This is a genomic window from Streptomyces sp. NPDC047072, assembly GCF_040643855.1.
Taxonomy (GTDB): Bacteria; Actinomycetota; Actinomycetes; order Streptomycetales; family Streptomycetaceae; genus Streptomyces.
The window spans coordinates 1-23,846 of sequence record NZ_JBEYVC010000078.1; the positions used below are offsets into that span (position 1 = coordinate 1).

A 23,846-nucleotide genomic window follows, 5' to 3' on the forward strand; every position below is an offset into this window, starting at 1 on the left:
CAGGGTGTCCACATGCATAGGTGCCCGGCGCGGGGTGATCGCCCGTAGTCGGCTGTTGAGGGAATCCGAGTTCGCGGAGTCGGCCGGGTGGGTCGCCTCCTGAGCGGAGAGGCGCCCCACCCGGCCGATCAAGCTCCCGGCGGCTCAGACGCCCTGGCCGCTGCCGCCGCCCGAGGCCACCTTGATCCCGCTGGTGATCTCGTCGATGACCGACTGCTTCTCGCCGACGTCCACGCCGAAGCGCACGACGACGATCTGCTGCGGATTCGCCGGCGCGGGGAACGCCAGCGACTGGACATAGCCGTCGGAGCCCTTGCTGGTGACGGCCTTCCAGCGCACCAGATAGCCCTTCTGCCCGGCCACGGTCACCGCCTTCGAGGCGAGGACGTCGTGCGAGGTGATCGAGCCGTAGGTCTTGCCGCCGTACGACTCCTCCGCGTTCGCCGAGATGTCCGCCTTGGCGACCGCCTCGGCCGTGCTGCCCGCGGTGCCGAGCGCCTGGGCGGGCGCCGAGTAGGCACCGCCCTTGGTGCACGTCTGGGAGGTGTCGCCGGGGCACTGGTAGGAGTCGTTCGAGGTGACCTGCGCGCCGACCGAGATCTCCTGGCCGTACCAGCCGGACGGGATCGGCAGGCTGATGCCGTCCAGCGAGTCGGTCACCGAACCGCTCTCGATCTTCGGCGCCTCGGAGCCCTGCGGGGAGGGCGAGGCGCCCCCGGAACCGCCGGAGCCTCCCGAGCCGCCGTTGCCGCCGAACGGGCCGCCCTGACCACTGCTGCCGCCCGAGCCGCCGTTGCCGCCGAAGGGCCCGCCCTGGCCGCCCGGCCCCTGGGAATTGGCGGTGTTGCCGCTCCCGCTGTCGTTGTCGGCCAGCGCGTACACGCCCACGCCGATGCTCGCCAGCACCACGACCGCCGCCGCCACGGCTATGCCGGTACGTATGCCGCGCCGGGGAGCGGCGGGCGGCTGCGCGGGATACGCCGGGTACGCGGGATACGCCTCGCCCGCGCTCGCGACCTGCTCCGGGGGACCCCATGCGGCGGCCGAGCCCGCGGGGCGGGTCTGCTCCGTCCACACCTTGCCGTCCCACCAGCGTTCGGTGGCCGGACCGTCACTTTTCTGCCCGGGGTCGGGGTACCACCCGGGAGGAGTCACCTGCGTCATGCCCCCACCGTATGAGGCGTCGGTGAAAGAGGGATGAGAGGGGCACCGGCCGATTGCGGCTACCTGGCCGAAATGTCAACCCAGCACGAGTCGTACGGGCCTCTCCCGCGCGGGCGGCGGAAGGCGCAGCCCGGTGCGGCCCGGGGTGAGGGAGCCGAGAACGCTCGGATGCCGGGCGCCGGTACTCGTCGGATCGGTGCCGGGCAGACCGTGCACGGTCAGGAAACCGAGGACGGCGAAGGCGTACGCCTCCTTCGCCGCCGAGGGCAGCCCGAGCGCGTCGGAGGTGCGCAGCTCCACACCCGGCAGCAGCCCGGCGAGGGTGCGCATGAGGGCCGGATTGCGGGTGCCGCCCCCGGAGGCGATCACCTCCGTCGCCCCGACCGCCCGCACCGCGTCGGCGACCGTGCGGGCCGTGAGGAAGGCCAGCGTCGCGATCACGTCCTCGGCGGACAGCCGGCCCAGCCCCGCGAGCGCCTCCTGGAGATGGCCGAGGTGGAACAGCTCCTTGCCGGTGGTCTTCGGGGCGGGCAGCGCGTAGTACGGCTCTCCCAACAGCCGCTCCAGCAACGGCTGATGGACCTCGCCGCGCGCGGCCAGGGCGCCGTCGACGTCGTACGCCAGACGCCCGCCGCTGAAGCCGTGCGCCGCCGCGTCGGTCAGCGCGCACCCCGGTCCGGTGTCGAAGGCCGTCCCGTCCGGTGCGGTGAGGTTGGCGATGCCGCCGATGTTCAGCGCGACCGGCCTGCCGGGGCGGCCTCGCAGCCACATCCGGTCGACCAGGCTGACCAGGGGCGCGCCCTGGCCGCCCGCGGCGATGTCCCGTGGCCGGAAGTCGGCGACCACCGGCAGCCCGGTCGCCTCCGCGATCCACGCGGGCTGCCCCAGTTGCAGGGTGCCGTGCACCCGGCCGCCCTCGGCCCAGTGGAACACCGTCTGCCCGTGCGAGGCGATCAACTCGGCCTGGTCGCCGCACAGTTCACGGTCGGCCCGGACGGCCGCCGCCGCGAAGGCCCGCCCGATCAGCGTGTCGAGCCGGCACACCTCCGCCATCGACGTGGTCCCCGGCGGCAGCGCCGCCGCGAGCGCCGCGCGCAGGTCGTCGTCGTACGGCGCGCCGACCAGCCCCAGCGGCCTCAACACGACGCTGTCGCCGACGAGTTCCAGATCGGCCGCCGCCGCGTCCACGGCGTCGTACGACGTGCCGGACATCAGCCCGATGACCCGCATCGGCTCACCCCGCCTTCCGTACGGCGAGCGCCACCACGCTCACCGCACAGGTCGCCGCCGCGTAGTACGCGGGGATGTCCACGCTGCCGGTGTGCTCCACCGTCTTGGTGATGATGAGCCCGGCACACCCCGAGAAGACGGCATTGGAGAGCGCGTAGGCGAGTCCCAGTCCGGTGTAGCGCACGCTCGTCGGGAACAGTTCCGCCAGCATCGCCGGACCCGGACCCGCCATCAGCCCCACGACCGCGCCCGCGCCGAACACCGCCACCCCCTTCACGGCGTCCGAAGTGCCGCCGTCCTGAAGGAGGTTCAGCAGCGGCACCGCGAGCACCACCACGAGCACCGCGCCCGCCAGCATCACCGGCCGCCGCCCGACCCGGTCGCTGAGCAGCCCGGCGGGCAGGATCGTGACGGCGAACCCGACATTGGCCAGCACGGTGGCGACGAGCGCCTCCCGGAAGGAGGCACCGAGCGTGCTCTGGAGATACGACGGCAGCACCACGAGAAAGGTGTAACCGGCCGCGGCCCAGCCCATGATCCGCCCGGCACCGAGCGCGACGGTCCGGGCGACCGCGCCCGGGGGCGGTGACACCCGCGCCGCTTCCCCGCGGAACGCCGGTGTCTCCTCCAGCCGCAGTCGCAGCCACAGCGCCCCCAGCCCCATCGGCAGCGTCAGCAGGAACGGCACCCGCCAGCCCCAGTCGGACAGTTGAGGCTCCGTCAGCACCGTGGCGAGCAGGGCGGCGGCCCCCGCACCGCCCAACAGCCCCAGCGCCACGGTGAACGACTGCCACGCCCCGTACAGCCCGCGCCGCCCCGGCGGGGCGAACTCCGTCATCACCGACACCGCCCCGCCGAACTCCCCACCCGCCGACAGCCCCTGAAGCACCCTCAGAGACGTCAGCAGCCAGGGCGCGAGCGCGCCCACCTGGTCGTACGTCGGCAGCGCGCCGATCAGCGTCGTCGCGCCCGTCATCAGCGCGATCACCAGGACCAGCACCGGCCGCCGCCCGATCCGGTCGCCGAGCCGCCCGAACAGCGCCGCGCCGACCGGCCGGAAGAAGAACGCCAGCGCGAAGGACGCGTACGTCCGCACCAGCGCCTCGGCCTCGCCGCCGCCCTCCGGCGTGAAGAACCGCGCCGCGACGACCGTCGCGAAGTAGCCGTAGACACCGAACTCGTACCACTCGATGAAGTTGCCCACCGACCCCGCGACCAGTGCCCGGCGCGAGCGCGGTGCGCCCCGGTCCTTTTCGTGAATCTGCCTCACCTCTGGTCTCCGTGGGCCACAACTGACTGTCGGTCAGGTTTGTCGACGGCAGGTCGTGGGCAGGGCGCGTCGCCTTCCGTACCCGAGATCACCCGTCAAGGCAACAGCTACCCCGACCGGCCTCCGCTTCGGCACCCGGACGGCTACGCTCGAGATCTGTACGTCGTTCGGGCGACTTGGGGAGGTAGCGGGATGACGGAGGTACGGCCCCCGGCGGCCGCCCCGGCCCTCCTGTGGGAGCGCGAGAAGGAGATCGCCGCCGTGGAGCGGGCGATCGACTCCCTGGGTGCTGACCGCGCCTCCTCGGGCAGCGTGCTGGTGGTCCGGGGCGAGGCCGGGTTCGGCAAGACCGCCCTGCTGACCGAGACCCGCCGCATCGCCGAGGCCCGCGGCTGCACGGTCTGGTCGGCGCGCGGCGGCGAGACCCTCAGGTCCGTCCCCTTCAACGTCGTACGACAGCTGCTCCAGCCCGCGCTGCTGTCCCTGATGCCCGAGGAGGCCCGCGAGTACCTCGGCGACTGGTACGACATCGCCGGACCCGCCCTCGGCATCGCCGACCCCGGCGAGCGGCAGGCCGACCCGCAGGGCGTCACCGACGGCCTGGTCGCCGCCGTACGCCGGCTGGCGCGCCGCGACTGGCCGCTCGTGCTGCTGGTCGACGACGCCCACTGGGCCGACCAGGAGACCCTGCGCTGGCTCGCCGCCTTCGCCGAGCGCCTGGACGACCTGTCCGTGCTGGTCGTGGTGGCCCGCCGCCCCGGCGAGGCCGCCGGGGAGAGCGCCCGCCTCCTCGACGCGATCGCCGCCTCGGGCCGTCCCGCCGCGGAGCTGAGCGCGCTCACCCCCGAAGCGACCGCCGGGCTGACCCGCGCCACCCTCGGCGACCACGCCGACGCCCCGTTCTGCCGCGAGGTGTGGGCCGTCACCGGCGGCAACCCCTACGAGACCGTCGAACTCCTCGCCAAGGTCCAGGACAGCGAACTGGAACCGACCGAGGGCGCGGCCGCCGAACTGCGCGAGCTGAACCGCTCGGCCCGCGGCGGCGGCCTCGTCGCCCGCCTGGAGGAACTCGGCATCGACGCCACCCGGTTCGCCTGGGCGGCCGCCATCCTCGGCACCGACATCAGCGTCTCCCTGGTGGCCAAGCTCGCCACCCTCGGACCCGAGGAGGCGACGCGTTGCGCGGCCCTCCTCCAGGACGCCCGCATCCTCACCCAACCGGACCCCGCCCGCCCCGAGGCGACCACCGGCGAGCTGGAGTTCGTCCACCCGCTCATCGCCACCGCCGTCTACAACTCCATCCCCGACGCCCTGCGCACCGCCATGCACGGCATCGCCGCCCAGGTCGTCACCGACGACGGGCTCGGCGCCGCGGCCGCCTCGCGCCACCTCCTCCAGGTCCACCCGGACGACGACGAGGAACTCGTCGAGCAGCTGCGCGAGGCCGCCCGCGAACACCTCCTGGTCGGCGCCCCCGACGCGGCCCGCCGCTGCCTGGAGCGCGCCCTGCTGGAACCCCCGCCGTCCGAGGTGCACGCCCAGGTCCTCTTCGAGCTCGGCTGCGCCACCCTGCTCACCGCGCCCGCGAAGACCATCGGCCACCTCCAGACCGCGCTCGCCATGCCCGGCCTGGACGGCAGCGCGCGCGTGGACGCCGTCTTCCGGCTCTCCCAGGCCCTCCTCCACAACGACCAGCTGGAGGAGGCCGTCCGCACCGTAGAGGCGGAGGCCGCCCGCCACGAGGAGGGCCCGGCCAGGCTCCGGCTCCAGGCCGTCCAGTACATGTGGGAGGGCATCCACGCGGGCGAGGCCGGCTCCCCGGGCCGCTCCGAGCGCCTGGCCGAACTCGCCGCCACCTGCACCGGCCGCGACAACTCCGAGCGCGCCCTGCTCATGCTGCGCGGCTTCGACGCGATGGCCCGCGGCGAGAGCGCCGAGGAGGTCGCCGAGCTCTGCGACCGCTCCCTGGTCAACGGCCGCCTCGCGCCCGGACTCGGCTGGACCGACACCGAGTGGGGCCTCGAACTGCTGTTGATGCTGGCCAACGCGTACGCCTTCACGGACCGGCTCGACCGCGCGGAGGCCCTGTACACCGAGGCGCTGCGCACCTACGAGTCGGCCGGCTGGAGCGGCGGCCACCTCGCCCTGGCCCACACCTACGTCGGCGTCGGCCACCGCAGGCGCGGCCGGCTGCGGGAGGCGGAGACCTCCCTGCGCGAGTCCCTGCGGCTCGCCGAGCGCATCGGCCGCGGTCTGCCGCTGTACTGGTCGGCCATCTGCAACCTCGTCGACGTGCTGCTGGCCCGCGGCCACACCGACGAGGCCTGGGCGATCGCCGAGCAGTACGGCTTCGCGCCGCCGTACCCCTCCACGATCGTGCTGCCCGATCCGCGGTCGGTGCGCGGCCGGCTGCTCCTCGCCGTCGGCCGCACGAAGGACGCGATCAACGAGCTGGAGGCGGCGGAGAAGGCGGCGGCGGTCCGCGGCCACCACAACCCGGTGCTCGTGCCGTGGGCCGTGGACCTGGCCCGCGCGCTGGTGGTCGAGGACCCGGTGCGGGCGGCCCAGTTGGCCTCGGACGTCCGCCGCAACGCGGAACGCCTGGGGACGGACACGGCGATAGGCGAGGCGCTCAGGTGCGCGGCGTACCTGGAGACCGGCCAGCGCGCGGTCCGGCTCGCCGCCCAGGCGGTCGCCTACCTGGAGGCGTCCCCCTGCCAGTACGAACACGCGGCGGCCCGGGTCGAGTACGGGATCCTGGCGCGGTCGGTGGCCGAACTCAACCGGGGCCTGTCGCTCGCCCGTTCGTGCGGGGCGGACGGTCTGGTGAACCAGGCCAGGGAGGTGCTGGAAACCGGCAGGGGACTGCGCTGACTAGAGCCTGAGCAACTGCTCCGTGATCGTTGCCAGACGCTTCTGGACGCCCTTGTCGTACGTCTCCTCGTGCGCCCGTGCCCGGCTCGTGCCGTCGAAGTACTGGCCCGTGCCCAAGTCCCGCGTGGCCAGGGCCAGTGCGCCCGGGGCGCCGTCGGCGACCGTGGACCAGGGGGCGACTCCGCCCTCTCGGACCATCGCCGTGTCCATGAAGGTCGCCGGGTGGAGGACGTTCACCGAGACGCCCGTGTCCGCCAACTCCTCGGCGAGGGCGAAGGTATGGGCCGCCAGGGCGAACTTGGCCCGGCGGTAGGCCGCGAAGCCGTCGTAGCCGCGGCGGAACTCGATGTCGTCGAAGACGACGGGGTCCTGGCCCACCGAGCCGACGTTGACGATCCGGGCGGGGGTGTTCGCGCGCAGGACCGGCAGGAGCGCGCGGGTCAGCACCACAGGGGCCAAGTAGTTCACCGCGAACCGGAGTTCGTGGCCGTCGGTGCTCAACTCCCGGTCCGCGCCGGGAGCCCCCGCGCCCACGCCCGCGTTGTTGATCAGGACGTCCAGGTCCGGGCGCGCGTCGGCGACCTTCGCGCCCAGCTCGCGCACCTCGGCGAGCGACGCCAGGTCCGCGACGAACCCCTCCGCCTCGCCCTCGGCCCGCAGCTCCCGCACGAGAGCGTCGGTACGGCCCGGATCGCGGCCGTGGGCGAGGACGACATGCCCGGAGCGGACCAGCTCGAAGGCGACGTACCGGCCTAGTCCGGAGGTGGCACCGGTGATCAGGATGGTCGACATGCCCCCCACCGTAGGCAGATCACGGCGCCCCCTGCCTGCCCCTGCCGGTGTCACCCTCCCGTTTCCCCTTCCTTCGCTTCCTCCGCTTCCTCCGCCAGCACCCGCTGCGCCGCCGCGAACGCCGAGTTCGCCGCCGGGACCCCGCAGTACACGGCGGTCTGGAGCAGGACGGCCCCGATCTCCTCCGGCGTCAGCCCGTTGCGGCGGGCCGCGCGGACGTGCATGGCCAGCTCGTCGTAGTGGCCGTGCGCGACCAGCGCGGTCAGGGTGATCATGCTGCGCTCGCGGCGGCTGAGCGTCGGGTCCGTCCAGATCTCACCCCAGGCGTAGCGGGAGATGAAGTCCTGGAAGCGCGCGGTGAACGGCGTCTGCCGGGCCTGCGCCCGGTCCACATGGGTGTCCCCGAGCACCTCCCGGCGCACCCCCATCCCGCGCTTGGCGCCCCCGTCGAGGTGGGCCCGCAGGGCCGTCAGCACGGCCTGAGGGCACTGCGCGGGCGCCAGATGCGAGGCCCCCGGGATCTCCACGAGCGCGGCGCCCGGCACCGCGTCCGCGATCTCCCGCAGATGTGCGGGCGGGGTCGCCGGGTCCTGGCGTCCGGCGATCAGCAGGGTCCGTGCGGAGATCTCCGGGAGCCGGTCGCTCAGGTCGAAGGCGGCCAGCGCGTCACAGCACGCGGCGTACGCCTCGGGATCGGCCTCGGCGTGGTCGCGGATCAACCGGGGATCGGTGAAGTCCCCCGCGAACCAACGGGCGTTGGCGCTCTCCAGCAGCCATCCCATCCCTTCCCGCCGCACCCGCTCGGCCCGCTCCTCCCACGGCTTGGCCCCGTTGAAGTGGGCCGAGGAGCAGATCACCGCCAGCGACTCGACGCGCTCGGGGTGGTGCACGGCGAGATGCAGCCCCACCGCACCCCCGAGCGACACCCCGGCGTACGCGAACCGCTCCACGCCCAGCGAGTCGGCGAGCGCCAACACCAGGTCGGCGAGGTCCCCGACGCTCGCCCCCTCCCGGATCAGTTCGGCCGCACTGCCTCCGTGTCCCGGCAGGTCCCAGCGGATCACCCGGTGGGTGATCGACAGCTCGGGCGCCACCTTGTCCCACAGGGCGTACGACGTGCCGAGCGAGGGCCCGAGGAGCAGCGGGGGCGCCGAAGTGGCCCCTTCGGTACGGTGGTTGAGGAGTGTCAACGTCGCTCCAGAGCACGGTCGGTGAGGGCACCGGCGGAACCGGTGTAGCGGGCGGGGTCGGTCAGCTCGTCGAGGTCGACGTCCTTCAAGTCGGGCTCCCGCGCGAGGAGTTCACCGAGCGAGAGCCCCTCGGCGTACGTGCGCTTCGCGAGGTCGGTGAGCAGCTGCTTGGCGCGGGCCCGCCCCAACACGGCGGCCAGCTCGGCCGAGAGCCGCTCAGAGACGATCAACCCGTGGGTGAGGCCGAGGTGTTCGCGCAGGGCATCCGCGTTCACCCGTAGCCCCTCGGTCAGTTCGGCCGCGTCCCGGGCGGCCCCGCCGACCAAGCGCAGCAGATCCCTGAGCGGCTCCCACTCGGCGTGCCAGGCTCCGGCCGGCCGCTCGTCCTCGGCGGCCATCGAGCCGTACAGCGTGGCGGCGAGCTGGGGAGCGCGCCGGGCGGCCGCCGCGATCAGCGTGGAGCGGACGGGGTTGGCCTTGTGCGGCATGGCGGAGGAGCCCCCGCCGCTGCCCTCCTGCACCTCGGCGATCTCGGTGCGCCCGAGGACGAGCACATCGGCGGCGATCTTCCCGAGCGCCCCCGCCGTGAACGCCAGGCATCCGGCGAGGTCGGCGATCGGGGTGCGCAGGGTGTGCCAGGGCAGGAGGGGTTCCTGGAGTTCCAGTTCGGTGGCGAAGACCGCCGTGAGGGCCCGGGGGTCCTGGGCGCCGTACACCTGGAAGGCGGCCAATGTCCCGGCGGCGCCGCCGAGTTGGGCGGGCAGGGAGCTTCGTACGACGGCGATCCGGTCCCGTGCGTCGAGGACCAGCGACCGCCACCCGGCCGCCTTCAGCCCGAACGTCGTCGGTACGGCGTGCTGGGTGAGGGTGCGTCCCGGCATCGCGGTGTCGCGGTGCTCGGCGGCGAGCCGGGCGAGGGCCCGCTGGACGCGGTCGAATTCCGGCAGCAGCAGGTCCAGCGTGCGTGCCGCGACCAGCATCGTCGCCGTGTCCTGGATGTCCTGGCTGGTGGCGCCCCGGTGCACGTACGGGCCGTACTCCTCGCCGACCGCCTTCGTGAGGTCGGCGACCAGGGGGATGACGGGGTTGCCGCCGGCCCGCGCACGCTCGGCGAGGGACCGTACGTCGAAGCGGCTCGCGTCGGCCGCCTCTGTCACGGCTGCGGCAGCCGCCGCGGGGGCCAGTCCGAGCCCGGCCTGCGCCCGGGTGAGCGCGGCCTCCGTGTCCAGCAGCGCCTGGAGCCAGGCGCCGTCGCCGGTTGCGGAGGCGGCGGGGGAGCCTGCCCACCCCGGGGCGAGCAGGCCGGTGTCTTGCGGACTGGCAGATGTCACTGGAACTCCAGGAAGACCGTCTCGCCTTCGCCCTGAAGGCGGATGTCGAAACGGTACGTTCCGTTGCCGGTGTCGGTCGCGATCAGCGTGTCGCGTCGCCCGGCGTCCACCTGGGCGAGCAGCGGGTCGGCGGCGAGGGCGGCCTCGTCGCCGGGCAGGTAGATCCGGGTGAACAGGTGGACGAGGAGTCCGCGCGCGAAGACGCAGACGCTGAGGTACGGCGCGTTCCGGCCGCGCGCGCCCGGCCGCAGCGTACGGGCGTACCAGTGGCCGTTGGCGTCGGTCTGGACACGGCCCCAGCCGGTGAACTCCACGCCGTTGCGCCCGAGATAGCCGCCGGTCGACGGATCGCGCCGGATCGAGCCGTCGGTCGTCGGCACGTTGCCGTCCGGGTCCGGCCCCCACAGCTCCACGAAGGCGTCCGGCAGCGGGTTGCCCTCGCCGTCGGTGATGTAGCCCTGGACGGTGATGGTGTCCGGGTGGCCGACGGGCGCGATGTCACCGCCGCCGGGGAAGGGCAGCGCGTACCCGTAGAAGGGGCCGACCGTGTGCGAGGGGGTGGGCAGCACGCTCTCCGGCGAGCTGGTGTCGATCTTCGTCATGGCAGGTCAGCGTCCTTCCTCGACCCAGGTGGCGTTCGGCCCGTCCAGCACGATGTCCCAGTGGTAGCCCATCGAGAACTCCGGTATGGACAGGCTGTGGTCGTAGGTCGCGACCAGCCGCTGCCGCGCCGCGTCGTCCGTCACCGACTGGATGATCGGGTCGTACGGGAAGAGCGGGTCGCTCGGGAAGTACATCTGGGTGACCAGGCGCTGGGTGAACGCCGTGCCGAACATGGAGAAGTGGATGTGGGCCGGGCGCCAGGCGTTGACGTGGTTGCGCCACGGGTAGGGGCCGGGCTGGATGGTGGTGAAGCGGTAGAAGCCGCTGTCGTCGGTGAGCGTGCGGCCGACGCCGGTGAAGTTCGGGTCCAGCGGGGCGTCGTGCTGCTCGCGCTGATGCGCGTACCGGCCGGCCGAGTTCGCCTGCCAGATCTCTATCAACTGCCCGCGCACGGGCCGCCCGTCCCGGTCGAGCAACCGCCCCGACACGGTGATCCGCTCACCTATCGGCTCCCCCCGGTGGTGCCGGGTGAGGTCGTTGTCGATCTCGGTGATGTCGCGCTCGCCGAAGGCGGGGGAGTGGAGTTCGACCAGCTCCGGGTCGTTGGCCACGTCGATGGATATGGGCGGCTGCTTCGGGTGCCGGAGCACGGAGGACCGGTAGGGGGCGTAGTCCCGGCGGGGGTGGTGCTCGACGGGCGCCCCGTCGGCGACCCGCTTCTCGTAGGCGGAGTGCTCGGCGGCGATCTCCTGGTCGATGTCCTGCTGGGTGAGAGTCATGAGAGGTCCTGATGCCTTCTTAGCGTTCGAGAACGAGGGCGAGTCCTTGGCCGACGCCGATGCAGAGGGTGGCGACGCCGACTCCCGTGCCCTTGCGGGCGAGTTGATGGGCCACCGTGCCGGCGAGCCGCGCCCCGGACGCGCCCAACGGGTGCCCGAGCGCGATCGCCCCGCCCTGCGGGTTGAGGACCGCCGGGTCGAACTCGGGCCATTCGGCCACGCATCCGAGGACCTGGGCGGCGAACGCCTCGTTCAGTTCGAGGACTGACAGGTCGTCAAATCCCTTGCCCGCCTTGGCGAGGGCACGGTTGACGGCCTCGACCGGGGCGAGTCCGAAGTAGTGCGGGTCGAGGGCGTTCACGCCGGTCGCGGAGATGCGGGCCAGCGGTTCGCGGCCGGTTGCGGCGAGTCCCTCCTCGTCGACCAGGAGCAGGGCGGCGGCACCGTCGTTGAGCGGCGACGCGTTGCCCGCGGTGACCGTCCCGCCCTCCTTGCGGAAGGACGGCTTCAGCCGCGCCATGGCCTCCAGTGAGGCGTCCGCCCGTACGGACTCGTCCGCGCCGAAGAGCACCGGGTCGCCCTTGCGCTGCGGGATGGACACGGGAGCGAGTTCGGCGTCGAGGAGTCCGGCCCGCTGAGCGCGCGCCGCCTTCTCGTGGCTGTGCAGCGCGAACTCGTCCTGCTGCTCACGGGAGATCTTGTGCTTGTCGGCGATCAGCTCGGCCGACTCGCCCAGCGGGATCGTCCACTGCGGTTCCATCTTCGGGTTGACCATGCGCCAGCCCAGCGTGGTGGAGTACAGCTCGGTGTGCCCGGCGGGGAAGGGCTTGTCGGACTTGGGCAGCACGTACGGCGCCCGGGTCATCGACTCGACGCCACCGGCGACGGCGATGTGGGCGTCCCCGAGCGCGATCGCGCGGGCCGCCTGGATCACGGCTTCCAGGCCGGACGCGCAGAGCCGGTTGACGGTGACGCCGGGGACGGAGGTCGGCAGCCCGGCGAGCAGGGCGGCCATGCGGCCGACGTTGCGGTTCTCCTCGCCGGCGCCGTTGGCGTTGCCGAAGTAGACGTCCTCGATGCGGGACGGGTCCAGATCGGGGGTGCGGGTGAGGAGTTCACGGATCGCGTGGGCGGCGAGGTCGTCGGGGCGGACCCCCGCGAGGCCGCCGTTGTAGCGGCCGATCGGGGTGCGGACCGCGTCGACGATGTAAACCGAGTTCACAGCAGAACCTCCGCGACGGTCAGTTTGGCGTCGGTCTTCGCGACGACCTCGTCCACGCTCACTCCGGGCGCGACCTCGGTCAACACGAGCCCGTCGGGTGACACGTCGATCACGGCCAGATCGGTGATGACCCGGTTCACACACGCCTTGCCTGTGAGCGGCAGCGCACACTGCTCCAGGATCTTCGGCGAGCCGTCCTTCGCGGTGTGGGTCATCACCACGATCACCGTGCGCGCGCCGTGCACCAGGTCCATCGCCCCGCCGATCCCCGTGATCATCTTCCCGGGGATCGCCCAGTTCGCCAGGTCACCGCCCGCCGACACCTGCATCGCGCCCAGCACGGCCACGTCGATGTGCCCGCCCCGGATCATCGAGAAGGACAGCGCGGAGTCGAAGAAGGCCGCGCCCGGCAGGACCGTCACGGTCTCCTTGCCGGCGTTGATCAGATCCGGGTCGACGGCGTCCTCGGCCGGGTAGGGGCCGGTGCCGAGGATGCCGTTCTCCGACTCCAGGATCACCTCCACCCCCTCGGGCAGGTAGTTCGGGATCAGCGTCGGCAGACCGATGCCGAGGTTGACGTACTGCCCGTCCCGCAGCTCGCGCGCGGCCCGCGCCGCCATCTCCTGTCGCGTCCAGGCCATCAGCTGCTCACCGTCCGCTGCTCGATCCGCTTGTCGGCCACCTGCTCCGGTGTCAGGGCCACCACCCGCTGCACGAAGATCCCCGGCAGATGCACCGCGTCCGGGTCGATCTCGCCGGGCTCCACCAGCTCGTCCACCTCGGCGATCGTCACCCGCCCCGCCATCGCCGCGAGCGGGTTGAAGTTCCGGGTGGACTTGTTGAAGACGAGGTTCCCGTGCCGGTCACCGCGCGCCGCCCGGACCAGGGCGAAGTCGGTGCGGATGCCGTGTTCCAGGACGTACTCCGTGCCGTCGAACTCCCGCACCTCCTTCGGCGGCGAGGCGAGGGCGACGCCGCCCTGGCCGTCGTAGCGCCAGGGGAGCCCGCCGTCGGCGACCTGCGTGCCCACCCCGGCCGGGGTGAAGAAGGCGGGGATCCCGGCGCCGCCCGCCCGCAGCCGCTCGGCGAGCGTGCCCTGCGGGATCATCTCGACCTCCAGCTCACCGGCCAGGTACTGGCGGGCGAACTCCTTGTTCGCGCCGATGTAGGAGCCGGTCACCCGGGCGATCCGGCCGGCCGCGAGCAGGATCGCGAGGCCGGACTCCATCGCCCCGCAGTTGTTGGAGACCACCGACAGCGAACCGGTGCCCTGCTCGAACAGCGCCTGGATCAGCACGTTCGGCACACCGCTCAGCCCGAAACCGCCCACCGCGAGCGACGCGCCCTCCGGCACATCGGCCACCGCCTCCCGGGCCGTGGCGACCACCTTGTCCATCCGCGCAGCCTCATCTTTCCATTTGCTCAGTGTACTGAGTATTTCAGCGAGGTTTCTCTTAAGCTGCCACTGTGGGACTCTGGCGTCAAGACTCATCAGTCCGTCAGTGCACCAACCAATCGCACCAACCAATCGACCCAGCCGACTCGGGAGCGCACATGGCCGCCGTGGACCTGACCACCCACCCCGGGCACCTGGCCCGACGGCTCCAGCAGGCGCACTACCTGCTGTGGAACACCATGGTCTCGGAGGAGATCACCTCACCGCAGTTCGCGGTCCTCAACGCGCTCGTCGCCGAGCCGGGGCTCGACCAGCGCACGGTGGGGGAGCGGGTGGGTCTGGACCGGTCGACCATCGCCGAGGTGATCAGCCGGCTGGGCCGGCGCGGACTGCTCGACAAGGTCCGCGATCCGGAGGACGGCCGCCGTTCCCTGCTGCGCCCGACCGAGGACGGGGTGCGCACCCACCGCAAGCTGACCGTGCGCACGGCCCGGATGAACCAGGTCTTCCTCGCGCCCCTGTCCGCCGAGGAGCAGACGGTGTTCTTCGACCTGATCCGCCGGGTCTCGGACGCGGCGGAGGGGCTGCGCAACCCGGCGGAACCCCTCGTCACCCAGCCCTGACCGGTCAGGGCGCCTTCACGAACAGCACCCACACCTGCCCCTTCGCGAAGTTCACCGGCGTGCCGTCCGCCGTCGTGAACGCCGTGCCGTCCGTCGCCTTCGGGCGTTTCCAGTTCACGTCGTAGGCGCGCCCGTCGCGCAGCACCTTCGCCTTCCCGGAGCCGACCGTCTCGGTGTACGGCGTGTTGTTGCCGAGGAAGTCGTGGAAGGCGGACGGCCGGATCCGCACGTACTGCACGACCACGGTCGCCGGCGCGAGCCGCTTGCCGTCGGCCGTCACGTCCGGTGTGCCGTCCAGCGAGACCAGCCAGCGCTGCCGGTCCGCGGACCAGGTGAAGGAGAAGCGGGCGGCCGGGTAGCGGACGGACTCCGAGGTGTCCGGTGTGCCGCCCGCGGGCGCGGCGCCGTAGCGGAAGCCGGTCGTCAGCGCGTCCGCGCCCGGGGCGGACGGCATCAGTCGCCCCGGGCGTAGGTACAGGTTGTGCGGGGCGGCCTTGTCCGAGCCGCGGTAGTAGGCGCCGGAGACGTTGCCGGGCGGTTCGGCGAGCAGCGGGGCGCGGTCGATCAGCGGCAGCAGCTTGCTCTGGGCGCCCGAGAAGGCGAGCGCGGGCCGGTCGAACTGCGCCAGCAGCTCCAGATCCGACTCGCGGGCGCTGCGCACCGGACCGACGCTCGACGGCAGCCGGGTCGCGAACACCGCCATGAGGCGGCTGAGGCCGCCTTCCACCTGCTCGGCGTAGACGACGTCCGCCGCGTCGATACCGGTCTGCGGCCGGGCCGCGCGCACGTTGTCGATCTTCACGGCCAGTACGGACCCGTGGTCTCCCTCCGGACTTGGCGCCGAACTCGGTGTGGTGCCGCGTCCGTCGTCGCCGGAGGCGCGCGGAGTCCCCTCGGTTCCGTGTCCCGTACAACTCGCGGCGAAGAGCCCCGCGACGGCCAGCAGCGCCATCGCCGCACCCCGTCGCCCGCGCGACCCGCGTCCCCCGCTCACCCTGACCGCCATAGCCACCATGCCCGTCATGCGTGCCGCGCCGCCCGTCCTGTGTCATCGATTGTGCGCTTATAAGTTCATTGGTGGCCATACCCGACCGTTTCTGTTCGTGCGCGTCGAGTGGGCCGATCGGCCCAGGAATCGGTTCGGCGGGCGGGCCCCGGGTACCCGGGGCCGGACCCCAGACCGGATCCACAGGCGTGACGGAGGGAGTGCCGTGCGATGAAGGCAGTGACCTGGCAGGGCAAGCGGGACGTACGCGTGCAGGAGGTCCCCGATCCCCGGATCGAGGAACCGACGGACGCCGTCATCCGGATCACCTCGACCGGACTGTGCGGCTCCGACCTGCACCTCTACGAGGTGCTCACCCCGTTCATGACCCCGGGCGACATCCTCGGCCACGAGCCGATGGGTATCGTCGAGGAGGTCGGCGCCGGGGTGCCGGACCTGGCGGCGGGCGACCGTGTGGTGGTGCCCTTCCAGATCGCCTGCGGCAACTGCTGGATGTGCATGACCGGCCTGCCGACCCAGTGCGAGACCACCCAGGTCACCAGCGAGGGCATGGGCGCCGCTCTGTTCGGCTACACCCGCCTCTACGGTGCCGTACCGGGCGGACAGGCCGAGTACCTGCGGGTCCCGCAGGCGCAGTACGGCCCCATCAAGGTGCCCGAGGGGCCGCCGGACGACCGGTTCGTCTACCTCTCCGACGTGCTGCCGACCGCCTGGCAGGCCGTCTCCTACGCGGACGTCCCCGAAGGCGGCAGCGTCGCCGTGCTCGGCCTCGGGCCCATCGGGGACATGGCCTGCCGGGTCGCCCAGGTGCGCGGCGCCGGGCGCGTCTTCGGCGTGGACCTGGTGACCGAGCGGCTGCGCCGGGCCCGCGCGCGGGGCGTGGAGACGTACGACCTCAGGAGCTTCGACAGCGAGAAGGAGCTGGTCCAGGCGATCCGCGACGAGACCGACGGGCGCGGCCCCGACGCGGTGATCGACGCGGTGGGCACCGAGGCGCACGGCAGCGGGGTCGCCCGGCTGGCCCAGAACGCCTCGGCGCTGCTCCCGCGCCGGCTGAGCGGACCCTTCGCGGAACGCTTCAGCGTGGACCGGCTCGCCGCGCTCCACACCGCCATCGAACTGGTGCGCCGCGGCGGCACGCTCTCCCTGACCGGCGTCTACGGCGGGATGGCCGACCCGCTGCCCATGCTCACGATGTTCGACAAGCAGATCCAGATCCGCATGGGGCAGGCCAACGTGCGGCGGTGGAGCGACGAGATCATCCCGTACCTCACCGACGAGGACCCGCTCGGCGTCGAGGACTTCGCGACCCACCATGTGCCGCTGTCGGACGCCCCGCACGCCTACGAGATGTTCCAGAAGAAGCAGGAGGGCGCGGTCAAGGTGCTCATGAAGCCCTAGGTGCCCAGGATCTCGTCCAGGTCGTAGCGCACCGGCTCCTCCAGCTGCGCGTACGTGCAGCTCCGCGGCTCCCGGTCGGGGCGCCAGCGGCGGAAGCGGGCGGTGTGGCGGAAGCGGGCGCCGTTCTCCATGTGGTCGTACGCCACCTCGGCCACCCGCTCCGGCCGCAGCGGTACCCAGGAGAGGTCCTTCTTGCCCGACCAGCGGCTCGGCGCACCGGGCAGCCGCGCGCTCTCGTGGGCGGCCTCGTCGGCCCAGGCCGCCCACGGGTGCCCGGCGGTGTCCTTGAGACGCAGTGGCTCCAGCTCCTCGATCAGCTCGGCGCGCCGCTTCATGGGGAAGGCGGCCGACACTCCTACGTGTTGCAGGGCGCCCTGATCGTCGTAGAGCCCGAGGAGCAGGGAGCCGACGACCGGGCCGCTCTTGTGCAGGCGGTAGCCCGCGACCACGACGTCCGCCGTGCGCTCGTGCTTGACCTTGAACATGGCGCGCTCGTCCTGGAGGTAGCGCAGGGTGAGCGGCTTGGCGATGACCCCGTCCAGGCCGGCGCCCTCGTACTGCTCGAACCACCGCTGGGCCACCTCGATGTCCGTGGTCGCCGGGGCGACGTGCACGGGGGCCGTGGTGGCGGAGAGGGCCGTGGTCAGCAGTTCTCTCCGGTCGGTCAGGGGGACGTCCAGGAGTGACTCGTCGCTTACGGCGAGCAGGTCGAAGGCGACGAAGGAGGCGGGCGTCCGTTCGGCGAGGGTGCGTACCCGGGAGTCCGCCGGGTGGATGCGCTCGGTCAGCGCGTCGAAGTCCAGCCGTCCGTCGCGGGCGATGACGATCTCGCCGTCGAGGACACAGCGCGCGGGCAGACGCTCTTTGAGGGCCTGAGCCAGCTCGGGAAAGTACCTGGTCAGCGACTTTCCGGTACGGCTGCCCAGCTCGACCTCGTCCCCGTCACGGAACACGATCGCCCGGAAGCCGTCCCACTTCGCCTCGTACTGCATACCCGGCGGGATCTTCGCGACCGACTTGGCGAGCATGGGCTTCACAGGGGGCATCACCGGCAGATCCATGGTTCAGATTCTGCTGGGCGTACGGGTTTTTCGCCCGGTATGCGAGCTTTGGCCGCCGGGCCTACCGTGGCCGCATGGGTGACGCGGTGGAACTGGAGGCGGGCGGCCGGACGGTACGGCTGTCCAGCCCGGACAAGATCTTCTTCCCGGAGCGCGGCTTCACGAAGCTGGACCTCGCCCGCTACTACCAGGCCGTCGCCCCCGGCATCCTGCGCGCCCTGCGGAACCGCCCCACCACCCTGGAGCGCTACCCGGACGGGGTGACCGGCGAGAACTTCTTCCAGAAGCGGGCGCCCAAGAACATGCCCGACTGGATCCCGACCGCCCACATCACCTTCCCCAGCGGCCGCAGCGCGGACGAGATGTGCCCGACGGAGGAGGCCGCGGTCCTGTGGGCCGCCCAGTACGGCACGCTCACCTTCCACCCCTGGCCGGTCCGCCGTGACGACGTCGACCGCCCCGACGAACTCCGCATCGACCTCGACCCGCAACCCGGTACGGACTACGACGACGCGGTGCGCGCGGCCTTCCAACTGCGGGAGGTGCTGGCGGAGTTCGGCGGGCTGCGCGGCTGGCCCAAGACCTCCGGCGGGCGGGGCCTGCACGTCTTCGTGCCCATCGAGCCGCGCTGGACCTTCACGCAGGTGCGCCGGGCGGCGATCGCCGTCGGGCGGGAGATGGAACGCCGGATGCCGGAGCAGGTGACCATCAAGTGGTGGAAGGAGGAACGGGGGGAGCGCATCTTCATCGACTACAACCAGACGGCCCGCGACCGCACGATCGCCTCCGCCTACTCCGTACGACCACGCCCGCACGCCCCCGTCTCCGCACCCCTGACCTGGGACGAGGTCGGTGAGGCCCACCCGGAGGACTTCGACATCGCGACCATGCCCGCGCGCTTCGCCCGACTCGGCGACGTGCACGCGGACATGGACGACCACGCGTTCTCGCTGGAGGCGTTGTTGGACCTGGCCCGCCGTGACGAGCACGACCACGGGCTCGGAGATCTGCCGTACCCGCCCGAGTATCCGAAGATGCCGGGGGAGCCCAAGCGGGTACAGCCGAGCCGGGCCGCTTCGAAGAAGGCGCCTCCTACAGCTCCTTGATCCTGATGTCGCGGTACGAGACCACGTCCGTCGTGCCGTGGACCTGGAGGCCGAGGTAGCCGGAGGCGAACCGCCGGCCGTCGGTGCCCGGGTCGTCCGAGCGCGCCGGGTAGAAGTCCTGGCCGCCGATGTTGTCGAACTCGTTGATCAGGACGCCGTTGCGGAAGACCGAGTAGTGCTGGTCGACCACCCGGATCTCGTAGTCGTTCCACGTGCCCTTCTGGGTGACACCGGCCCCGGCGAGGCCCACCCGGTCGAACCCGTAGACCGATCCCGTCTTGTACATGTCGCCGTCCGGCCGGTCGAACACCTGCACCTCGTGGCCGTACTTGATGGCGACCCACTCCGGCCGGGACTCCTCCGGGTGGTCGTGGACCCACGGGAACCGCACGAACACACCGGAGTTGGCGTTCCCGGTGCCCGGCGCGTCGTCCCGCCACTGGAGCTTCAGCGAGAAGTCGCCGTACGTGCGCTCGGGGAACCACAGCATGCCGAGCCCGGCCTTCGTGGTGCCGCTGGTGATCGACCCGTCCGCGTTCTGCGCGAACGAACCACCGCCCACCTGCTGCCACTTGGCGAAGGACCCGGCGCTGCCGTCGAGGATCGTGCGGTAGCCCTCGGTCTGCCCGGGCGTGCCGATCCCGGACTCACGGGCCGCCTCGTCGACGGCGTCGTACTCGCGCTCGTCGAGGACGCCGTCCTTGAACAGCCGGTCCAGGACCGTCTTGACGTGCTTGAGGAACAGGGCCTGGGACGTCCACTCCTTCTCGTCCTCGACCAACTCGTTGATCCGGCACCGGCTGTTGGTGATCCGGTTCGGCACCCCCGAATCGACCGTGCCGACGATTACCGTCAACCGCTCGTCGAACTCGGGGCAGTTGGGCGCGGGGACCTGGCTCGACACCACCGTGAACGTCACCGTGCGCGCGGCGGAGGTGTTGCCCGCCTTGTCGCTCGCCCGGTAGGCGAGGGTGTGCGTGCCCGCCCGGTCGACGACCACCGGCGCGGTGTACGCCAGATAGGGTCCGCCGTCGATCGAGTACTCGACGCCCGCGACCCCCGAACCGCCCGCGTCCGTGGCACTTACGGTCACCTTGGCGTTGCCCACGTAGGCCCCGTCGGAGTTCCGCGTCCCGTCCACGGTCACGCCGGTCACCGGCGGGGTGGTGTCCGGCGCGGGCGCGGCGACGACCGTGAAGTGGACGCTCTTCTCGGGGGTTGCGTTGCCCGCCTTGTCGGTCGCCCGGAAGCGCACGGTGTGCGTGCCGAGTTGATGGACCATCACGGGCAGGGTGTACGGCTGCCAACTCTCGCTGTTCACCGCGTACTCGATCGTGTTGACGCCCGAGCCGGTGTCGGATGCCGACACCGTGACCGTCGCCATGTCGATGTACGTTCCGTCGGTCTGCTGCTCCCCGCTCACCGTCGCCGAGGTCTCCGGCGGTGTGGTGTCGTCGGAGTCCGGTGCCACCACCGTGAACGCGACGCTCTTCTCGGCGGAGACGTTCCCCGCCTTGTCGAAGGCCCGGTAGCGGACGCTGTGTTCGCCCACCTGGTCCACGACGACCGGGGCGGTGTACGGCTGCCAGGCGCCCGTGGCCCCGGTCGCGTACTCGATCCGGTCGACGCCGGAGCCACCGCTCTCGTCGGTCGCGGTGACGGCCACGCTCGCCGAACCGACGTACTGGCCCTGCGCGTTCTGCGTGCCGGTCACCCGGGCCGCGGTCTCCGGCGCGGTGGTGTCCTCGCCGGTGCCCTCGGTGACGACCAGGATGCCCTGCATCTGGCCGTGGCCCGGAATGGTGCAGTGGTAGAAGTACCGGCCCGGGGTGAGGGTGACCTCGGCGGTGTGACGGCCGCCCATGTCGTCGTTCGGGTTGGCGAGGATGTTGAGCTCGACGTCGCCGTTGAACTCGGGATCGCTCGTCACGAACGTCAACGTGTGCGGCATACCGGTGGTGTTGCCGGTCGCCTTGCTGTTCTCGAAGACGATCGTGGCCGTACCGGCGACGGCGGTCGTGGGCGCCTCGTTGTACTTGGTGATGTCGTCGCCGGCGGTCCAGGTGAGCACTTGGTCGGCCGCGGTCCGTTCGGGCTCGGCGCTGCTGGGCACGCTCTGGAGCCCGATCACCATCAGTACGGCGGCCAACAGGGCCGTCCAGACTCTTCGTTGCCGTGTCACGTCACCACCCCCTCGCGAGCTGGTCGACGGCGGGGGTGGACCCACCGCCGGTGTAAGTGACCCGCCACAGCGCCGACTTGGCGTCCGAGGTGAAGAAGCCGCGTCCGTAGTCGAGGACGTACAGCGCGCCGTCCGGACCGAACTTCCAGTCCATGAGGTTCTTGATGCCGTCGTTTCCGATCGGCACGATCTTCTTCAACGACTCGGAGTGGACCGGGAGTCCGCCCTCGCCGTGGGTCCTCGGGTCCGTGATCACCGCGTTGCGCGGCTGGTCGGCGTCGTAGAAGTCGCCGACGAACCACTTGCCGTCCCAGTAGGAGGGCCACTTGGCGGTGCTCGTGCTCGCCGGGTCGTAGCGGTAGACCGGCCCGTTCATCGCGGCCTGGCCGCCGCCCTTGAGCCATGGCAGCAGGTACTTCGCCTCCTCCTGCTTGTAGGAGGGGATGCCGTTCGCGTCCCGCGGGTAGTCCGGGGCGCCGCCCTGCGGCGAGTACCAGATGTTGTTGCCGGTCACCGGCGGCAGGTTGACCAGGCCGTCGTTGTTCGGCGACTCGTTCTTCGGGTGGTCGCAGTCGTACCAGCCCAGCGGCTGGCTCGGATCCGGCAGGTTGCGGTCCCGGTAGGGCTGCTTGTTGCCCATGCAGTACGGCCAGCCCCGGTTGCCCGCCTCGGTGATGACGGCGAAGGTGTCGTACTTGGCCGGGCCCCAGGTCGTCGAGGGCGCGCTCGCGTCCGGGCCGACCCAGCCGGCGTAGAGGACATCGGTCTTCTTGTCGACGAAGATGCGGGCCGGGTTCCGGACGCCCATCACGTAGATCTCACCGCGCGTCTTGCCGCCGCCCTCGGCGGTCTCCTTGCCGGTGAAGAGGTTCCCCTCGGGGAGCGTGTACGTCCCGTCGGCCTCCGGGTGGATGCGCAGGATCTTGCCGTTGAGGTTGTTGGTGTTGCCGGCGGTGCGGCGCGCGTCCGCGAAGGAGACGCCCTTGTAGTTCGGCTGCGGGTTGTTGCCCGAGTAACCGCCGCTGAATCCGCTGGAGTTGTTGTCACCGGTCGCGATGTACAGGTTGCCCTTGGAGTCCCAGGTCATCCCGCCACCCGCGTGGCAGCAACTGTGCACCTGGACCGGCCACTTGAGCAGCACCTTCTCGCTGCCGAGGTCCAGCCTGTTCGTCGCGAGGTCGAGCGTGAAGCGGGAGACGCGCCGCTCGGCCATCCGGGTGTCGCGGTTGAGCTGGGCGTGCGGGGTGTAGTGCAGATACACCCAGCCGTTCTCCTCGAAGCGCGGATCCAGTTCGATGCCGAGCAACCCCTCCTCGACCTTGACCAGTTCGTCGCCGCCGCCCTTGTTGCCGAACACGGTCAACGCGCCCGCGAGGGTGACCTTCCTGGTCTTCGGGTCGTAGACGTGGATCTCGCCCCTGCCCTTGCCGATGTCGGGGTTGTTCCAGTCGGTGACGACCGGCTGGGAGGAGTCGGCACCGCCCCGCCCGATGTACAGCACGCGTCCGTCGGGCGCGGTGACCAGTCCGTGCGGCTCGCCGATCTGGTCGTTCTGGCCCGGCTGGTTGGGCTGGGTCAGACGCTCCGCCTTGTAGTTGCCGTTGATCGTCGCCTTGCAGTCGGCCTGCACCAGCCGGCTGGTCCACAGCAGCGCGCCGCGCAGATGCGTACGGAAGTCCGTCTCGTCGTAGGACGACACCGTGCCGCCCATGCCGGTGTAGAAGGAGCGGCCGCCGTCGTAGTCCCGGCACCAACTCACCGGGTGGTCCCAGCCGTTGGCGCTCGCGCCGGGCTGGTACGTCGACTCGCGGACCCGGGCGACCGTGTGGACGTCGCCGGAGGGGTTCTTCGTCCAGTTGAACCACAGGTCCGGGCGCTTCCACTGCACCGGCAGGTCCTTGGTCGCCGGATGCTGCCGGTCGCCCACCTCAACCACGGCTCGCTGTACGGCCGTTGGGCTGGAGGCGGCCGGACGCGCTCCGACGAGCCCCGTGAACCAGTCGCTGTACGTCTCGGCGCGGGCCGCGTCATGGATGCCGACGAAACCGCCGCCCGCCTCCATGTAGGCCTCCAGCCCCGACTCCTGGTCGGGATCGAGGACGTCCCCGCCGCCGGTCAGGAAGACGATCGCGTTGTAACCACCCAGCGCCTCCTCGTCGGTGAAGACCCTGGCGTCGTCGGTGGCCTCGGTCGCGAACCGCTGGTTCGCGGGCCCCGACAGGCCGATCCTCTCGATCGCGGCGATCCCGGCGTTGACGACCGGAGACTCGTCCCCGGCCGCCGCGGATCCGTAGAACACCAGCACCCGTACATCCGCGCCGCCCGGCGGCGACTTAATGGACATCGTTGTCGCGGACGGGTCCGGAGCGGGGAGGGCGCCCGCGGTGGGACCCGACATCAGCCCGGCGGCGACCATCCCGGCCGCCACGGTGGCCACCCAGGCCCGTCTTCTCGTGTGTGTTCCCTGTCTCGTGCTCAACCCTCGTAAGTGCATGGGCACCTCCTCGGTCACAGCAACAGCGCCTTGGAAGCTAGACGGCTTTGTGCCGCACGCCAATACCTATGACCGGGATAGTGCCAACTTTGTCCCGAGTGTGGATAAACGGCGGCGGGGCC

The 23,846-nt window shown here is 71.7% G+C and carries 19 protein-coding genes; 4 read left to right on the forward strand and 15 right to left on the reverse strand.

Annotated features, from left to right (window positions below):
* Positions 1 to 144 precede the first annotated feature (144 nt).
* The 3 genes from ABZ896_RS28840 to ABZ896_RS28850 form a co-directional block, all read right to left on the reverse strand.
* A complete protein-coding gene (locus tag ABZ896_RS28840; RefSeq protein ID WP_360935319.1) occupies positions 145 to 1,164 on the reverse strand; it encodes a DUF2510 domain-containing protein in 1,020 nt (339 codons plus the stop codon).
* A gap of 75 nt (positions 1,165 to 1,239) precedes the next feature.
* Positions 1,240 to 2,394 (reverse strand): anhydro-N-acetylmuramic acid kinase, encoded by a 1,155-nt coding sequence (locus ABZ896_RS28845; RefSeq protein WP_360935322.1) that lies wholly within the window; start codon positions 2,392 to 2,394, stop codon positions 1,240 to 1,242.
* A 4-nt stretch (positions 2,395 to 2,398) separates the two neighbouring features.
* Entirely contained in the window at positions 2,399 to 3,664 is a 1,266-nt protein-coding gene (locus ABZ896_RS28850; RefSeq protein WP_360935325.1) for an MFS transporter, read from the reverse strand.
* 192 nt (positions 3,665 to 3,856) lie between these two features.
* Between ABZ896_RS28850 and ABZ896_RS28855 the strand changes: the two genes are divergently transcribed.
* Positions 3,857 to 6,538 (forward strand): AAA family ATPase, encoded by a 2,682-nt coding sequence (locus ABZ896_RS28855; RefSeq protein WP_360935328.1) that lies wholly within the window; start codon positions 3,857 to 3,859, stop codon positions 6,536 to 6,538.
* On the opposite strand, the gene ABZ896_RS28860 is transcribed toward ABZ896_RS28855, so the two are convergent.
* From ABZ896_RS28860 to ABZ896_RS28895, 8 genes are read right to left on the reverse strand one after another with little or no spacing between them, the layout of a single operon-like run.
* Positions 6,539 to 7,330, reverse strand: coding sequence for an SDR family NAD(P)-dependent oxidoreductase (locus ABZ896_RS28860; protein ID WP_360935331.1), 792 nt, complete (start codon positions 7,328 to 7,330; stop codon positions 6,539 to 6,541).
* A gap of 50 nt (positions 7,331 to 7,380) precedes the next feature.
* Entirely contained in the window at positions 7,381 to 8,520 is a 1,140-nt protein-coding gene (pcaD, locus tag ABZ896_RS28865) for a 3-oxoadipate enol-lactonase (RefSeq protein ID WP_360935334.1), read from the reverse strand.
* Positions 8,517 to 9,851, reverse strand: a complete 1,335-nt coding sequence (gene pcaB / locus ABZ896_RS28870; protein ID WP_360935337.1) for a 3-carboxy-cis,cis-muconate cycloisomerase — start codon at positions 9,849 to 9,851, stop codon at positions 8,517 to 8,519. Before pcaB ends, pcaD begins: the two co-directional genes overlap by 4 nt.
* Positions 9,848 to 10,453, reverse strand: coding sequence for a protocatechuate 3,4-dioxygenase subunit alpha (gene pcaG, locus ABZ896_RS28875; protein WP_360935340.1), 606 nt, complete (start codon positions 10,451 to 10,453; stop codon positions 9,848 to 9,850). Before pcaG ends, pcaB begins: the two co-directional genes overlap by 4 nt.
* 6 nt (positions 10,454 to 10,459) lie before the next feature.
* Entirely contained in the window at positions 10,460 to 11,233 is a 774-nt protein-coding gene (gene pcaH, locus ABZ896_RS28880) for a protocatechuate 3,4-dioxygenase subunit beta (RefSeq protein WP_360935343.1), read from the reverse strand.
* 19 nt (positions 11,234 to 11,252) lie between these two features.
* Positions 11,253 to 12,455: an acetyl-CoA C-acyltransferase gene (locus ABZ896_RS28885; RefSeq protein WP_360935346.1), complete on the reverse strand. Its 1,203-nt coding sequence runs from the start codon at positions 12,453 to 12,455 to the stop codon at positions 11,253 to 11,255.
* Entirely contained in the window at positions 12,452 to 13,096 is a 645-nt protein-coding gene (locus tag ABZ896_RS28890) for a CoA transferase subunit B (RefSeq protein ID WP_360935349.1), read from the reverse strand. The genes ABZ896_RS28885 and ABZ896_RS28890 overlap by 4 nt, the downstream gene beginning before the upstream one ends.
* Positions 13,096 to 13,851, reverse strand: coding sequence for a CoA transferase subunit A (locus ABZ896_RS28895; RefSeq protein WP_360935352.1), 756 nt, complete (start codon positions 13,849 to 13,851; stop codon positions 13,096 to 13,098). Before ABZ896_RS28895 ends, ABZ896_RS28890 begins: the two co-directional genes overlap by 1 nt.
* Positions 13,852 to 14,009: 158 nt before the next feature.
* Here ABZ896_RS28895 and ABZ896_RS28900 point away from each other — a divergent pair, with 158 nt between their 5' ends.
* Positions 14,010 to 14,474, forward strand: a complete 465-nt coding sequence (locus tag ABZ896_RS28900; RefSeq protein ID WP_360935355.1) for a MarR family transcriptional regulator — start codon at positions 14,010 to 14,012, stop codon at positions 14,472 to 14,474.
* Between the two features lie 4 nt (positions 14,475 to 14,478).
* Here ABZ896_RS28900 and ABZ896_RS28905 read toward each other — a convergent pair whose 3' ends face one another.
* Positions 14,479 to 15,426, reverse strand: coding sequence for a DUF3048 domain-containing protein (locus ABZ896_RS28905; protein ID WP_360935358.1), 948 nt, complete (start codon positions 15,424 to 15,426; stop codon positions 14,479 to 14,481).
* 264 nt (positions 15,427 to 15,690) lie between these two features.
* Here ABZ896_RS28905 and ABZ896_RS28910 point away from each other — a divergent pair, with 264 nt between their 5' ends.
* The gene (locus ABZ896_RS28910) at positions 15,691 to 16,881 is read left to right on the forward strand and encodes a zinc-dependent alcohol dehydrogenase (RefSeq protein ID WP_360935361.1); all 1,191 of its coding nucleotides are present in this window, start codon (positions 15,691 to 15,693) and stop codon (positions 16,879 to 16,881) included.
* Here the strand turns inward: ABZ896_RS28910 and ABZ896_RS28915 are convergent.
* A complete protein-coding gene (locus ABZ896_RS28915; RefSeq protein WP_360935364.1) occupies positions 16,878 to 17,942 on the reverse strand; it encodes an ATP-dependent DNA ligase in 1,065 nt (354 codons plus the stop codon). The genes ABZ896_RS28910 and ABZ896_RS28915 overlap by 4 nt on opposite strands.
* Before the next feature lie 74 nt (positions 17,943 to 18,016).
* Between ABZ896_RS28915 and ligD the strand changes: the two genes are divergently transcribed.
* Positions 18,017 to 19,048 (forward strand): non-homologous end-joining DNA ligase, encoded by a 1,032-nt coding sequence (ligD, locus tag ABZ896_RS28920; protein WP_360935366.1) that lies wholly within the window; start codon positions 18,017 to 18,019, stop codon positions 19,046 to 19,048.
* On the opposite strand, the gene ABZ896_RS28925 is transcribed toward ligD, so the two are convergent.
* Complete coding sequence (locus tag ABZ896_RS28925; protein WP_360935426.1) at positions 19,035 to 21,182, reverse strand: family 16 glycoside hydrolase; 2,148 nt, start codon at positions 21,180 to 21,182, stop codon at positions 19,035 to 19,037. The two genes, ligD and ABZ896_RS28925, sit on opposite strands and share 14 nt — an antisense overlap.
* A gap of 49 nt (positions 21,183 to 21,231) precedes the next feature.
* Positions 21,232 to 23,724, reverse strand: a complete 2,493-nt coding sequence (locus tag ABZ896_RS28930; protein WP_360935369.1) for a ThuA domain-containing protein — start codon at positions 23,722 to 23,724, stop codon at positions 21,232 to 21,234.
* Positions 23,725 to 23,846: the final 122 nt, after the last annotated feature.